The organism is Bacteriovorax sp. HI3 (assembly GCF_059738875.1).
The window spans coordinates 1602326-1616108 of record NZ_AP026946.1 but is presented as its reverse complement, the minus strand read 5'-3'; the positions used below and the strand labels follow the sequence as shown (position 1 = coordinate 1616108).

Below are 13783 nucleotides of genomic sequence, written 5' to 3'. Positions count from 1 at the left end.
GATTCTCCTCTAAAGAGTTTGTGTGAAGTGTAAGATAATAGTAAATGAGACGCCGATCATAATAATAGTCAGGCATAAGTCCTTAAAGGAACATCGCAAAAATTGATGAAAAAAAATGCCAAATCGCGAACAATTTTTTACCCTAGGGACTGCCTAGGGATCATTCTGGGCAAAAAACAGGCTTAACAATATGCAAAGTAAACAATATTTCTCTCTTGAACCTGCGCGCTTTAAACTGGATGGCGGGGCCATGTTTGGGATTATCCCCAAGCCTCTTTGGAATAAAGTTCACCCGGCCGATGAGCTCAACAGGATCGAATTAGCGCTTCGTTTAGTGCTTATTAAGGATGCCACAGGGACTTCAAGAAAAAATATTTTAATCGATACCGGCATCGGCGATTACCATGGCCAGAAATGGGATGAGCGCTTTGGAGTCGTGGGAAAACCCTCGCCACTGGAACTTGCTTTAGAAGAGGCGGGTTTAAAACCAGAGGACATCACCGATTTAATTATCTCTCACCTGCACTTTGACCACGTCGGTGGAATTGGCAAAATGGTGGATGGAAAAATCGAACCCGTTTTAAAAAAGGCCACAGTTCACCTGCATAAAAAACACTACGAATACTCTCATCATCCAACAGACAGAGACGCTGGCTCATTTCAGATTGAATACTTTGAACCAGTCATTAAGTGGTATCAAGACCACAACCAAGTGCACTTTGTCGATGGAATGGAAGGAGAAATCTTTCCAGGAATGAAATTCAAATGCTCAATGGGACACACGCCTTACCTGCTTCACGCCTACGATGACAAAATCATTTATATGGCCGATCTTATCCCGACATCAAACCACGTGCACATTCCATGGGTCATGGGTTATGACATTTCTCCGGGAGTGACGACGGAAGATAAAAAAGTTTTCCTGGATTTCATTGAGAAAAAAGGGCTGACGATGATTTTTGAACACGATCCACTCTTTTATGGATCGACTGTTATTAAGAATGTAAGAGGCGAATTTACTTGTGGGCAGAAGCTCAACTACACAGATAAAACGGCCTACAGTATTCTTTAATTAATTGCTGATTTTATCTATTTCAGCTGATAAAAGCGTGATGTTGGCATCGATTTGCGACTTGATATTTTTATAGCGCCCTTCAAAGTTTGCTCTCAGTGCATTTTTTTCGGCGCTATTAAACTTCTTAAGTTTTTTGGTTTCTACAATCATGTCAGATGCAAGCTCACCGATTTGTTTTCCCATCATCATCTGTGTTTTAAAGGAAGCGATCTTATTCTTCGGAGCTTCTTCATCGCCTTCAAACTTCTTTGAATTCTCATTCGCGGCCACAACTAATGACTGAATAATGGGAGAGACTTCTTTAATGTAGCCTCTTTCAAATCCGTCCATATCCTTTGCTCTCTTCACACTCTCCAGAGTCAGGATGTAATTTTCCATCGTCTTAGTTAAAAGCGACTGGAAAGTTTGAAAACGCTCAAGCTTATCAGCAAAAGGTTTCATTTTTTCTTCAACGATGCGCTCGCGGTACTGAGTAATCTTAGTTTCAAACTCACGAGGTGTACCTGCATAAATCAGGGCCGATGTGTGGTAAGTAAAAGTTGTATTAAGTTTCTTAAAAAAACTAATATCGTTTAAAAACCTGAACTTTCTATTTAAGAAATGAATGCGTCTTCCGGTGAAATCGATATTGTATTCACCCGGAACAAACTGAGGTCCTTTGGTTAACTGCATACGCGAAAATTCACCCAAGTGATTGCGAATCACTCCGCGAACCATGATTTCCACATCGTCAGTTCCCAGCGTGCGCTTTGGCAGGGATTGCATTTTAATGATTGAAACAATCTCACCTTCTTTGTTTGAAGAAGCGTAAAGAGTCTTTCCATCAAGAGAAAGCGCCATCGTCATGGCAAAAGAAGGAGTTTTTTGGGTCGCCACTTCCTGAAGTTTTTCCAGATAAACCGGCATCATCCCTTTGATCCTGATTTGAATCGCGGAACTTTGCTCGTTGGTGTAAAACCATCCGACAACCAGAATAAAAATTGAAACAATAAGCCCTAAAATCACTTTAGGGTCAGTGATAGAAAAACGATCGCTCTCTTCTTTTTTAAAGACACGTTTTTTTCCATCCGGATTTAAAATCGCATCCAGAGGAATCGGTGGCGGCTCATCCTCATCCATTTCAACAGGAGCTGGTCTCTTGGCCGCTTTTGGCATCGGCGGAGGTAGATCATCTGGAAGATCAGGGAGGTCTGGCAAATCCGCTAAGGCAGCCTTTGGGGCCGGCGGAGGTGTTGTTGATTTAGAGGGAACGGGAGGTGGCGCTGTTTTGTTGACTAAAAACTGCAGCTCGCGGGTCTTTCCCAATGCTTCCCATTTTTCGGCCCCTTCGCGCCATACCAATGACTGAGCGTTGATCTCGCCAACGCTAACAAACTCCTCCATTTCCTGCAGGGAAAATGGACCGAGGTGATGAGTGCCTTTAAATATAAACCATTCTTTATTCATTTGATCTTTTAATGATATACTCACACTAAATTTTGGTAAACGCTAAACTATAGGATGCCCCATGAAAAAAGATCCGATCCTCTTAAACGCCAGCACCCGCGACCAGGAACGCGTGATTGCCGGAAAGTCTAAACCGAGTGAAGCGAGCATCCTTTTTCTAAAATCATCTTCCGACATCGGGACCATCAGGAATATGGGCAGACGTGGCTCTGGCTACGCTCCAGAAGCGATTCTTAGTATTGTCAAAAAATTGGCCCTGCATAATGAAGGGACTTGGTCTGATATTGAAATGGCCAATCCAGAGCTTGAGAAAGAAAGTTTTGAGCACGCTCAATCGGAATACGCGAAAGCACTCTCTACTGCTTTGTCTGGTTATACCCAGGCAAAAATGTTCATTCATTTAGGCGGCGGACACGACCACGTCTACCCGCTTTTAAAGGCGATGAACACCCTTTCAAAAAAAATCAAAGTCATCAACATCGACGCCCATCTGGATACACGCATCGACACTTTCGTTAATTCGGGAACTCCATTCAGGCAATTTGCCAACGAGTTTGAAGGGCAGTTTGAATTGATTCAACTTGGGATTCACGATTTTGCCAATACGAAAACGACCATGAATGAACTAGGTAGAGCAAAAGAAGTCGTAGCGACTTATGATGACTTAAAAAACCTGACTCAAAATTTTACCAATAACCGCAAACTCTTTGAGCGCATGATTCCTTATGACCGCGATGCCCTTTATCTCTTTAGCCTGGATGCCGATGCTCTTGATGCTGGAGTGATGGAAGGAGTGAGTGCTGTTAATCACCGTGGTCTTCCCTACCATTTTGTTGAAGAGCTTCTGACTTATTCACTCGATGTACTTAGAACACGCCATTTTGGTATTTACGAATACAACCCTGTTTACGATAACCTTTCTCAAAAAGGAGCAAGGGCACTGGCCGGTCTTCTTTATAAAATAATGGATCATTGATGCTTAGAGTACTCCATGACCTTGAAGAAGTTCAGTCTTTAAGAAGGGTAAGAATTTTTCTTTTTAGCTCTGCCATTTGCAGTATGCTTTTCTATTACCTGATGACCGCGCTGAATTCATCCTATATTGATGACATCCGTGGACGCCTGGCCATTAGTGTGGCAGCGCTCACTTTTCTTGTGGCCACTTTTTTTCTTAAAGAGCCGCTCAAATGGGGCCGTTCTCTCCTGCGCCTTTGCACTATTGGCTTCATTCTTTTTTACTTATACTTGTTACAACTCAATCACTGGTCTACTTTCCACTGCTGGTCTTACTTTGTTTTGGCCTCAATTATTTGCTCCACTGCTATGACCTGGGACAATTATTTACTGCATGCCTCATTAGCTTTAGGCGGCCCGCTTCTTCTTAGTGCAATATCGCCTTTGACGCCTTTAGAATTGCTGCATTTTCATGCGGCCAATCTGGCCTCTTTTGCCATCATTGGAGTTGCCGTTCATTCTAATGCTCATTACAAGCAAGAAGTTCTTAAATTAACTAAAAACCTGATAGAGCAATCCAAGATGACGGCCTTAGGTGAAATGGCCGGCGGTGTTGCTCACGAGATCAACAACCCTCTGGCCATTATAAAAGTCTCAATGGAGCAAATGGAGAGAATTCCTCTTGCATCCAGCGAGGATAAAGAAAAATTCGATAAACTGGCCGACAAGATCTCGCGCATGGTGATTCGAATCAACAAGCTCACAAGCGCTCTGAAAGATTTCTCGATTGATGGTCACCTTCAAGAAAACCGTTCCCATAACATGAACGAACTGATTGAAGCCGCCATTTCTCTTTGCCATCAGAAGTTTAAGCACACTGAAACACTGGTGCACTTTACTCCTTTAGCAGATACGCCAATGTTAAAATGTAAAAGCAATCAAATCGTGCAGGCCATTTTTAATCTTTGCACCAATGCTTTTGAGGCCACAAAAAATACTTCTTCACCTGAAATAAAAATCGAACTCGTCAGGGAACAACACGACTACGTCATTCATGTCATCGACAATGGCATAGGGATCAGGCCTGAGGATATTGGCAAGATGATGGAGCCTTTTTTTACCACAAAAGAGGCCGATAAAAATTTAGGATTGGGGCTCAGCGTGGCCCATGGTGTGGCCAAGGCCCATGGAGGAAGTTTGAGTTTTATGCCAGAAGAAAAGCAGACACACTTTATTTTAAGACTGCCGCATTCTCTGGCCTAATCAATCACAATATCTAAAGAGCTCAAAAGTGAAAGCGCTTCTGGCACACTGAATTTCGCTTTTTTTACTGTCGTCTCGCGCACATCGATGAAATACTCTTTGGCCCCTCGAAAATCGGCCTCAGATATATTGGCGCGGTTAAAAACAGCTCCCTTTAAATGAGAGCCCGAGAAATCTGCCTTCATAAGAGCTGCTTCATAAAAATCCGCTTCCGTCAGACGGCACTCTTTAAAGACAGCACCCTTAAGACTCATGCCTTGAAAGACGCTGTAATCGAGTACACATTCTGCGAAAGAGCACCCTGAAGCATTGGAAGCTTCAACCCAGTTTAAACCAATGAGTTTACATTTTTTAAAGACGCCGCTTCTGATATGAGTGCTCTTTAAAGAAATATTGCTGAAGTTACAATCGGTGAACTCACAATCGAGGAATTTAAAGTGACTCATATTCACGGCAGTGAAATCCACTCCCTGAAAACGACACTCGACAAACTCGGCACGACCCACACTGGGATCAAAGGAGCTATAAGTCTCCCCTTCAAAGTAATCATTCATTAAAAGAAGAACCTTCCACCAAGACCGGCCTGAAAATCACCATCAGTAGATTTAATCAAGCGCAGGGCCGGCACCAGCTCTCCAAAAAGAACAATTGGTGAGTTGGGAATTCGCCAGTCAACTCCCAGAGGGATACGCGCGCCTAAGGCCACATCATCATCGTGTTTTTTGTCTTCAATTTTAAAGAAAAGACCAATCCCTGCATAAGGAACTACGGGAACGGAACCTTGGAAAAGATTTGGTAAGTGAAATTTATAATCGCCAATAAAAACCCACTCTTTATCCCAAGTGTAAGCGAAATAAAAATCTGTAAACTGTTGAGCGTTGATCTTATGTTGAAAGGTAAGCCCTGAAGGATCACCAAAAACAATCCCTGCGCCGTTATTTCCTTCGGCCATTACTTGAGTGGTACTAAATAATAAAGCGATTAAGCAAATGAGTTTCTTCATGATAAAAATCCAGGCTGAGTATTTAAGACTAATGTTAAAGAAGTCATGATGATTATAAAAGAAGTGGGCTAAAACAAAAAAGCCCAGTGCATATTTCAGCAATGGGCTTTTTGAGAGACATTCACAGGAGGTCTAAAAAAATCCTTTTAATAGATTCTCCACACACACACTAATACATATTGCAGGAGCCGTGCCAAGTTTTAAAAGGCCTATTAGAGTGCCTAATAGTGTGGATAAGGAAGGTAACTCATTGATATATCGTAACTAAACTTACATTGTGTAAGTCACTAATTTGACGATAAATCACTTTAGTAAGTCATTAAAATGACGGAGTACTCTTACTGGATCTTACACGGTTGGGGTTTTGACGGAAAGTTGGAAGGAGGAATGGAACTCTAAGTTTAGTGTGGTCTCGAATTCTCAAGACCACACCAATCCTAGAATGTCTTCTTAGATTTTAATTTTGCCGCGTTTTTGAAGCTCGTCGATTAGCGAAACAAAGTATTCTGTAGGGTACGCCCCTCTAACTGGCACCCCATTTAATAGGAAGCCAGGAGTCCCCTGCATTCCAAATTTCCCTGCTTCTGCGACGTCTGCTGCAATTCTGTTTTTAACAGCGTCAGAATGTAAATCTTTTTTAAGTTTAGTCATATCCGCTCCCACCTTCTTAGCTGCAGAATCTAAGAAAGCAGTTCCTTCTTTAAGTTTGCCTTGGTTGGCGAAAACTTCGTCGTGGAACTTGAAGGCCTTGTCATTATTTTGCAGACGAATGGCCTCGAAGTATTGCGCTGAAATCATCGCTTGCTCATGGAAAGAAAGTGGTAAGTGTTTATACACGAAACGAATCTTTCCTTGGTACTTTTTCATCAACTCATTAACCGTTGTGTTTCCACGTGAACAAAACGGGCATTCAAAATCAGAATACTCCACCAGTGTGATGATGGCGTCCTTGGGACCAAGGATCGCCTCATCACTTCTGATTTCTGCCACCAGGGGGTTATTGAATGATTCTTCTAGCTGTTTCTTCTCATCGGCTTCACGGTTTTTGGCCATGGCTTCCTGAGCATTTTTAGCTGCGTTTTGGAGGGCCGTTATAAATTCGGCGGGGTGTTTTTCGATTGCTTCAGTCAAGATACTAGGGTTCTCTTTTAAGACTTTAGCCAGCTTCTCCTTCATGTCCTTCTCAGACGTAGTACAGCTCATTAAAAATGCCGTAGAAAGAAGCGCGATTGTGTAAGTGAATTTATTCATAGGTCCTCCTGATGGTAATCTCATCGTAGCAGAGGACTAAATTCTTGCGTCAGTTCTTGGTAAAATGATTGTCAATTCGAATTGACATTGGAGATGGTTCCTAAGCGGTAACCAAGCCCTCTTACCGTCTCAATCACTTCATCAGACGTTTTTTGTCTGATTTGTAAAACGTGAGTGTCGACAGTCCGGGTGGTTGGGTAATTTTCATAACCCCATACTTTATCAAGCAGATTCTCACGCGAAAAAGTCTGGCGAGGATTTTCGGCCAGAAGTTTTAGAAGTTCATACTCCATCTTTGTCATGGTCACGCGTTTGCCGTCAAAAAGAACTTCTTTATCGGCCGAATTGATAATGAGTTTCCCCATCACAATGCGCTCGTCTTTTTCTTTAGGAGCAAGCTTTTCACGCAACTGCACGCGAACGCGCGCGACCAGTTCGCGGGACTCAAAAGGTTTCGTCATATAATCGCTGGCCCCAGTCTCCAGGCCCAGGACTTTATCAATGAGATCTGTTCTCGCTGTTAACATAATGACAGGAATAGAAGCGTTTTTCGCGCGCAATTCACGGAGGAAATCAATCCCCTGTCCATCCGGCAGCATCCAATCCAAGACAATCACATCCAGTGAATCACTGGTGAGTTCGCGCGCTTCTTTTAGTGTCGGAGCTAAATGGGCCACAAGTCCTTCATCTTCGAGAATCTTCTTAAGCGACTTCCCTAAATTTTCATCGTCTTCAATAATGAGAACCTGTTTCATTTTTTATTCCTTAAAAAAAGCGAAAACGTTGTGGGGGTCTGGTTGTATGAGAGTCTTCCGTCCATCTCTCTCATAATCTTCTGCACGATACTCATTCCAAGACCCAGACCTGCGCTTGGCTTTTTACTGCGATCGGCAGAGAGAAGTTCATCTAAACTTTTATAAGGACAATGTCCCGAATCGCTCACTGATAATGTTAGTGCCTCTTCCGTCGTCTCTAATCTTACCACAACTGGGCCTTGCCCATGATAAAGCGCATTTTCCAGAAGGTTTTTCACGCAAATACCAAACCAGTAGACATCTAATGAAAACGAGCGGTCAACTGCTGGAAGAATCACCTTAACGCCTTTTTCTTCGTAATCAGCGAGCATACTCTCCATTAATTCATTAATCGAAGGCACTGGAGTTAAATTAATAAAGACCAATGACTGCCCGTCATGGGTTTGAAGATAACTCGTGCTTTTTTCGGCCAGGCGTTTTAAGCGGTAAACTTCTCCTTCGACTTTTAAAAAGTCTTCCAAAACATTGGCAGGGATAGTGTCGCTTTCTTTATTGATGCTTTCTACTAAAAGCATCAGGTTCGCGATTGGAGTTCTTAACTCATGGGTCAGAACGCGAAGTGCATGCTTTTTTCTTTCTTCTTCAAAGCTTTGCTGCTTAATCTTTTTATAAAGAATAACGGCAATTAAAACTAAAACGATGATAGAGCCAACAAAAAGAATGATCGATGACTGCATCAACACTGCAATCAACGTGCGGTCATCTTTTTCCCAGCAAAAACGCCCTTCTTTATAATAGCAAGCTTCTCCTTCCTCATATGTGTGAAGGAAATAAATTTTCTCTTTAAGATAGCTGTCTAGCTCTGAACGAGGAAAAATTTTATAAGTAACGTTTAAATCCTGGCGGTTTCTCACTAAAAAGTAATGATCAGTAACAATATAACTTTCGCCCTTAACTAGAAGCTCCAGGTCTGGCTTCTTTAAATTTGAAAGAATTTTAAAATTCCCTTCCAGGCTTCGCGCCGGAAGCTCTTCTAATTCATAAGCATGAAATAAATTTAAATTCGACCTCACCCAATCTGGCGTATAAAAAGGCTCGCGCCCCGACAAAAAGGCCAGGTAAGCATAACTCACACCACTTTCATGAATAAGAGGTGGCGTTTCAAAAAACTGCTCCGGAAGTTCACTAATTTTATTGCAACGGAAATCTTCCCACGTCTCGCTCTTACTTTGGTAGAGCTTACTCATGAAATCGCTGGTTGATCGACAAGGTCTAGAAAAATACGTCTTCGTGTTGTTGCCTTCGCGAGAAAAGGCGTTTACCGGTTGAAGAAGCTGAGCGTATCTGCGCGACGGATACATCGCACTTAAGTCGATTTCAAGCACGGGCTTTTTAGTGAGTTCAAACTCTTTTTTATAACCCTGAATCTCTTGAATCTCTGCTGGCCCTGCAATGCTTTTTTTCTGGAGATTGATAGCGTAATAGGCCGCCTGAAAAGACAGAAAGATGGCGGTAAATATAAGGAGGACGTACATTCTCATTGAGGATGATTATAACATCATACCTGGCCCGTTTGTTAAGGGAATGTGGGCCCAAAGTCAATAAATCAAGGCTTCACATATTTAGATAACATCTGAACAGAGGAGGTTATCGCTTCATCGAGGTCTGCAACGTTATAAAGGTTGCCTACATGGGCAAAAATCTTCTTCGATTCTTTTTGAACAATATCCACTTCAACCCAAAAACTACTGTTCATTTTATTAATAGATAAACGACCAAGAAGAAATTCCTGGCCCTCTAATTTAATGAAATACTCTGCGGGAAACTCTGTAATTTGCACTGGTATCTTCCTTAGCCGTTTCCTTTGGTCTCAGTCGAACTCTTATCCATGCGCTCAAGATATTCGATAATCATTCCAGCAACATCTTTTCCTGTCGCTGTCTCAATTCCATTTAGACCTGGAGATGAGTTGACTTCCATAATAAGTGGTCCGCGCGATGACCTTAGCATATCCACACCGGCAAGGTTAAGACCTAGGGCCTTGGTTGCATCGAGTGCTGCTTTTCTTTCTTCTTCAGTGATCTCGATAATCTTAGCTGTTCCTCCGCGGTGAAGATTACTTCTAAACTCACCCGGCTTTGCTGTCCTCATCATCGAGGCCACGACTTCATCACCAACAACGAAACAACGGATGTCGCTTCCTTTGGCCTCTTTAATAAACTCTTGAACTAAAATGTTAGCGTCCATTTCCCTGAAGGCATCAATAACCGACTCTGCTGCCGATTCTGTTTCAGCAAGCACCACTCCCTTTCCTTGTGTCCCTTCTAAAAGCTTCACAACCAGAGGTGCACCACCAACAAGCTTGATGAGTTCCTGAGTCATTTTTGTCGAGTGAGCAAATCCTGTAACCGGAAGGCCTAATCCTTTTCTCGATAAAAGTTGTAGAGAGCGAAGCTTGTCGCGGCTTCTAGTAATGGCCACACTTTCATTTAATGAGAACACACCCATCATTTCAAATTGACGGATAACAGCACAACCATAAAAAGTAATTGACGCGCCAATACGGGGAATGATGGCATTGAAATCATCAAGTGCTCGGCTTTGGTAGTGAACCATGGGTTTAGTGGAAGTAATATCCATATAACACTTAAGTGTATCGATGACTTCGACTTCGTGTCCGCGCGCTTTAGCGGCCTCTACTAATCTCTTCGTTGAATACAGCCCCGAGTTCCTTGAGAGAATACCAATTTTCATTGTGCTTTTTCCTTTTTAGATTTGAGCATATTGTGTTTGGCCGGATTAATCAGGAATCTGCCATTTAAGGCCTCACGTCCAATGAGCATTTTAAAACCCATCAGGTCGCGGTTAATTAACGTCACTTCGATTTCAAAACGCTCTTTGCCCATTTTGATTTCTGTCTTCACGACAGGCCTAATCGTCTTGTCACCGTTAGAGCTTTTAATCGCGCGCTCTTCAATAAAAGGCGACTTTATATAATGATGCTTGCCATCTTCAGTAATAAAGAGAAACTTGACGTATTTCTTACCGTTAATGTTGATGAATTCAATGCTGTCTGCGTGCAGGGCCGATGTCTTAGCACCTGTATCAATTTTTGCTCGCAAGTCTTTTAACTTAAATTTGGGAAGACTAACAACTTCTCGCCATCCCACAAATTGCATATCTGTATCTTTCATATTTCCTCAAATAAAACTTACCTAATAGTGCCACAGCATCTGATCAAAAAATAGTGACTTTTTTAAAGTAAAACAAGGCTAAAATTAACCTATTTAAAAAAGTCCATATTCTGCTTAACCATTCGTTTCCACTGGAGTAAAATCCTTTTGGACAACTCACATTATTTTGATAACGATTTTTTCCAAGGGGCACTTACCTATGAGTTCTAAATGTTCGTGCTCGTACCTCAACTCTGTAACTAAAAAACAGATTATGGGTGTAACGGGTCTCCTTCTTTGCGGTTTCGTTTTATCTCACTTACTCGGCAACGTTCTTCTCGTTGTTGGAAGCGACGCTTTTAACAAGTACTCGTACACGTTAACAAGCAACCCGCTTATCTACTTAGCGGAAGCTGGTCTTGGTCTTCTTTTCATCGTCCACACTGTCATGGCCATTAAGCTTGTTCTTGAAAACAAAGCGGCAAGACCCATCCAGTACCACTCGAGAAAACATTCAGGCCGGGGGGCTACGTTTGCATCGAGCACGATGCCTTTTACAGGTATCATCACTCTGATCTTTTTAATCCTTCACTTAATCAATCTGAAATTCGGTTCTCACTATGAAACTGAAGTTCATGGTGTAGTGATGAGAGACATGTACAGAACGACGATTGAGTATTTCCAAAATCCTCTTCACGTTCTTTTCTACATTGTGTGTGTGACGAGCTTAGGTATCCACGTCAGCCACGGTTTCTGGTCAGCGTTCCAGTCTCTGGGATTAAACCACCCTAAGTATATGCCAAAACTAAAATGCGCAGCCTGGGCCTTCGGTATCCTTGTTTCTGTAGGATTCTCAGCGCTTTCAATTTTCTGTTATTTCCAAGGAGCACACTAATATGACAACTCCAGCTGATAAAATTAAAAAACTAGACGGGAAAGTTCCTGCTGGTGCCATTTCTGAGAAATGGAAAAACCATAAATTCCACATGAAGATCGTCAACCCTGCTAACAAGAGAAAGTACTCTGTTATCATCGTTGGAACTGGTCTTGCTGGTGGGTCGGCAGCTGCTTCTCTGGCCGAATTAGGATACCATGTAACAACTTTCTGTATCCAGGATTCACCAAGACGCGCTCACTCGATTGCCGCTCAAGGTGGTATCAACGCTGCTAAAAACTATCCAAACGACGGGGACTCTGTTTACCGCCTATTCTACGACACTGTAAAAGGTGGAGACTACCGCGCACGCGAAGCAAACGTTCACCGTCTTGCTGAAGTCGCCAACAACATCATCGATCAGTGTGTTGCTCAAGGTGTACCATTTGCTCGTGAATACGGTGGAACTCTTTCAAACAGATCTTTTGGTGGATCTCAAGTATCAAGAACTTTCTATGCCCGTGGACAAACAGGGCAACAGCTTCTTTTAGGTGCATACTCTGCAATGATGAAAGAAGTGAATAACGGAAAAGTAAAATCACTTACTCGCCGTGAAATGGTTGAGCTAGTTATCGTTAACGGTAAAGCTCGCGGTATCATCACAAGAAACCTTGTGACTGGTGAGTTCGAACGCCACATGGCCGACGCTGTTATCTTGGCAACTGGTGGATACGGAAACGTGTTCTACCTTTCAACAAATGCTAAGGCTTCAAACGCTTCAGCAGCATTCCGCGCTTACAAAAAAGGTGCTTATTTCGGAAACCCATGTTTCACGCAAATTCACCCTACTTGTATCCCGGTTTCAGGCGATCACCAATCGAAGCTGACTCTAATGTCTGAGTCTCTTCGTAACGATGGACGCGTTTGGGTTCCAAAGAAAAAAGGCGACACAAGAAAGCCACAGGATATTCCAGAAGAAGAAAGAGACTACTACCTAGAGAGAATTTATCCATCGTTTGGTAACCTTGTTCCTCGTGACGTAGCTTCAAGAAACGCGAAGAATATGTGCGATGCTGGTTTTGGTGTCGGGGCCACAGGTCTTGCCGTTTACCTGGATTTCTCTTCGGCAATTAAGCGCGATGGTATCGATAAAATCAGAGAAAAATACGGAAACCTTTTTGATATGTACCAACAAATTACAGATCAAGACCCGTACCAAACTCCAATGATGATCTACCCTGCTATCCACTACACAATGGGTGGTCTATGGGTTGACTATAACCTTATGTCAAACATCGAAGGTCTATTCGTTCTTGGAGAAGCAAACTTCTCTGACCACGGAGCAAACCGCCTTGGGGCTTCAGCACTAATGCAAGGTCTAGCTGACGGGTACTTCGTTATCCCGTACACGATCGGTGATTACTTCGCTTCAAACAAATTCGAAAAACTTGAGACATCTCACCCTGAATTTGAAAAAGCGTTAAAGAATTCAAAAGAAAAATATGACAGACTTCTGGCAATCAACGGAACAAAGACAGTTGATGATTTCCACAAAGAGCTTGGAAAAGTTATGTGGGACCACGTTGGTATGGCAAGAAATGAGCAAGGTCTAAAGAAGGCCATTGATCAAATCAGAAGCATCCGCGAGAGATTCTGGAAAGATGTAAAAGTAACTGGATCAAACGTTGACGTTAACACTGAGCTTGAGAAAGCTGGTCGCGTTGCTGACTTCTTAGAGCTTGGGGAGCTAATGGCCCTTGATGCTCTAATGAGACCAGAATCATGTGGTGGACACTTTAGAGAAGAGTCTCAAACTGAAGAAGGTGAAGCAAAACGCGATGACGAAAACTACTGTCACGTTGCCGCTTGGGAATACCAAGGCGACGGCGTAGAACCACTTCGTCACATTGAAGAACTGAAGTTCGAAAATGTTAAGTTAACTCAGAGATCTTACAAGTAAGTTTGTGGAAAAAATGCTCCACTGGAGCA

General features: G+C 42.6%; 14 protein-coding genes. 5 read left to right on the top strand and 9 right to left on the bottom strand.

Annotated elements, in window-relative coordinates; all coding sequences use genetic code 11:
- The first annotated feature begins 190 nt into the window (after positions 1 to 190).
- Positions 191 to 1072: an MBL fold metallo-hydrolase gene (locus AC6JA8_RS08085; protein WP_497976606.1), complete on the top strand. Its 882-nt coding sequence runs from the start codon at positions 191 to 193 to the stop codon at positions 1070 to 1072.
- On the opposite strand, the gene AC6JA8_RS08080 is transcribed toward AC6JA8_RS08085, so the two are convergent.
- Positions 1073 to 2545, bottom strand: coding sequence for a DUF4339 domain-containing protein (locus tag AC6JA8_RS08080; RefSeq protein WP_142409586.1), 1473 nt, complete (start codon positions 2543 to 2545; stop codon positions 1073 to 1075). It abuts the gene before it with no gap.
- A 37-nt stretch (positions 2546 to 2582) separates the two neighbouring features.
- Here AC6JA8_RS08080 and AC6JA8_RS08075 point away from each other — a divergent pair, with 37 nt between their 5' ends.
- Both AC6JA8_RS08075 and AC6JA8_RS08070 read left to right on the top strand, forming a co-directional pair.
- Positions 2583 to 3497: an arginase family protein gene (locus AC6JA8_RS08075; RefSeq protein WP_497976605.1), complete on the top strand. Its 915-nt coding sequence runs from the start codon at positions 2583 to 2585 to the stop codon at positions 3495 to 3497.
- Positions 3497 to 4738: a sensor histidine kinase gene (locus tag AC6JA8_RS08070; protein ID WP_497976604.1), complete on the top strand. Its 1242-nt coding sequence runs from the start codon at positions 3497 to 3499 to the stop codon at positions 4736 to 4738. The genes AC6JA8_RS08075 and AC6JA8_RS08070 overlap by 1 nt, the downstream gene beginning before the upstream one ends.
- On the opposite strand, the gene AC6JA8_RS08065 is transcribed toward AC6JA8_RS08070, so the two are convergent.
- The 8 genes from AC6JA8_RS08065 to AC6JA8_RS08030 all read right to left on the bottom strand — a co-directional run bounded on the left by AC6JA8_RS08065 (position 4735) and on the right by AC6JA8_RS08030 (position 10941).
- Entirely contained in the window at positions 4735 to 5292 is a 558-nt protein-coding gene (locus tag AC6JA8_RS08065) for a pentapeptide repeat-containing protein (RefSeq protein WP_497976603.1), read from the bottom strand. The two genes, AC6JA8_RS08070 and AC6JA8_RS08065, sit on opposite strands and share 4 nt — an antisense overlap.
- Complete coding sequence (locus AC6JA8_RS08060; protein WP_497976602.1) at positions 5292 to 5741, bottom strand: hypothetical protein; 450 nt, start codon at positions 5739 to 5741, stop codon at positions 5292 to 5294. The genes AC6JA8_RS08065 and AC6JA8_RS08060 overlap by 1 nt, the downstream gene beginning before the upstream one ends.
- A 450-nt stretch (positions 5742 to 6191) precedes the next feature.
- Entirely contained in the window at positions 6192 to 6992 is an 801-nt protein-coding gene (locus AC6JA8_RS08055; RefSeq protein ID WP_497976601.1) for a DsbA family protein, read from the bottom strand.
- A gap of 71 nt (positions 6993 to 7063) precedes the next feature.
- Positions 7064 to 7747: a response regulator transcription factor gene (locus AC6JA8_RS08050; RefSeq protein ID WP_102243319.1), complete on the bottom strand. Its 684-nt coding sequence runs from the start codon at positions 7745 to 7747 to the stop codon at positions 7064 to 7066.
- Positions 7744 to 9288 (bottom strand): ATP-binding protein, encoded by a 1545-nt coding sequence (locus AC6JA8_RS08045; RefSeq protein ID WP_497976600.1) that lies wholly within the window; start codon positions 9286 to 9288, stop codon positions 7744 to 7746. The genes AC6JA8_RS08050 and AC6JA8_RS08045 overlap by 4 nt, the downstream gene beginning before the upstream one ends.
- 65 nt (positions 9289 to 9353) lie before the next feature.
- Positions 9354 to 9587, bottom strand: coding sequence for a hypothetical protein (locus tag AC6JA8_RS08040; protein ID WP_497976599.1), 234 nt, complete (start codon positions 9585 to 9587; stop codon positions 9354 to 9356).
- Positions 9588 to 9598: 11 nt separating this feature from the next.
- Complete coding sequence (gene rimK / locus AC6JA8_RS08035; RefSeq protein ID WP_497976598.1) at positions 9599 to 10501, bottom strand: 30S ribosomal protein S6--L-glutamate ligase; 903 nt, start codon at positions 10499 to 10501, stop codon at positions 9599 to 9601.
- Positions 10498 to 10941, bottom strand: coding sequence for an ATP-dependent zinc protease family protein (locus tag AC6JA8_RS08030; protein ID WP_142409590.1), 444 nt, complete (start codon positions 10939 to 10941; stop codon positions 10498 to 10500). The genes rimK and AC6JA8_RS08030 overlap by 4 nt, the downstream gene beginning before the upstream one ends.
- A gap of 199 nt (positions 10942 to 11140) precedes the next feature.
- On the opposite strand from AC6JA8_RS08030, the gene AC6JA8_RS08025 reads away from it, so the two are divergent.
- Positions 11141 to 11815 (top strand): succinate dehydrogenase cytochrome b subunit, encoded by a 675-nt coding sequence (locus tag AC6JA8_RS08025; protein ID WP_102243314.1) that lies wholly within the window; start codon positions 11141 to 11143, stop codon positions 11813 to 11815.
- 1 nt (position 11816) lies between these two features.
- Positions 11817 to 13754: a fumarate reductase/succinate dehydrogenase flavoprotein subunit gene (locus AC6JA8_RS08020; protein WP_497976597.1), complete on the top strand. Its 1938-nt coding sequence runs from the start codon at positions 11817 to 11819 to the stop codon at positions 13752 to 13754.
- The last annotated feature ends 29 nt before the right edge of the window (positions 13755 to 13783 follow it).

Coding starts and splice junctions, on each gene's coding strand:
- AC6JA8_RS08085 (WP_497976606.1), top strand. CDS start 191: ATGCAAAGTAAACAATATTTCTCTCTTGAACCTGCGCGCTTTAAACTG.
- AC6JA8_RS08075 (WP_497976605.1), top strand. CDS start 2,583: ATGAAAAAAGATCCGATCCTCTTAAACGCCAGCACCCGCGACCAGGAA.
- AC6JA8_RS08070 (WP_497976604.1), top strand. CDS start 3,497: ATGCTTAGAGTACTCCATGACCTTGAAGAAGTTCAGTCTTTAAGAAGG.
- AC6JA8_RS08065 (WP_497976603.1), bottom strand. CDS start 5,292: ATGAATGATTACTTTGAAGGGGAGACTTATAGCTCCTTTGATCCCAGT.
- AC6JA8_RS08060 (WP_497976602.1), bottom strand. CDS start 5,741: ATGAAGAAACTCATTTGCTTAATCGCTTTATTATTTAGTACCACTCAA.
- AC6JA8_RS08055 (WP_497976601.1), bottom strand. CDS start 6,992: ATGAATAAATTCACTTACACAATCGCGCTTCTTTCTACGGCATTTTTA.
- AC6JA8_RS08050 (WP_102243319.1), bottom strand. CDS start 7,747: ATGAAACAGGTTCTCATTATTGAAGACGATGAAAATTTAGGGAAGTCG.
- AC6JA8_RS08045 (WP_497976600.1), bottom strand. CDS start 9,288: ATGAGAATGTACGTCCTCCTTATATTTACCGCCATCTTTCTGTCTTTT.
- rimK (WP_497976598.1), bottom strand. CDS start 10,501: ATGAAAATTGGTATTCTCTCAAGGAACTCGGGGCTGTATTCAACGAAG.
- AC6JA8_RS08030 (WP_142409590.1), bottom strand. CDS start 10,941: ATGAAAGATACAGATATGCAATTTGTGGGATGGCGAGAAGTTGTTAGT.
- AC6JA8_RS08025 (WP_102243314.1), top strand. CDS start 11,141: ATGAGTTCTAAATGTTCGTGCTCGTACCTCAACTCTGTAACTAAAAAA.
- AC6JA8_RS08020 (WP_497976597.1), top strand. CDS start 11,817: ATGACAACTCCAGCTGATAAAATTAAAAAACTAGACGGGAAAGTTCCT.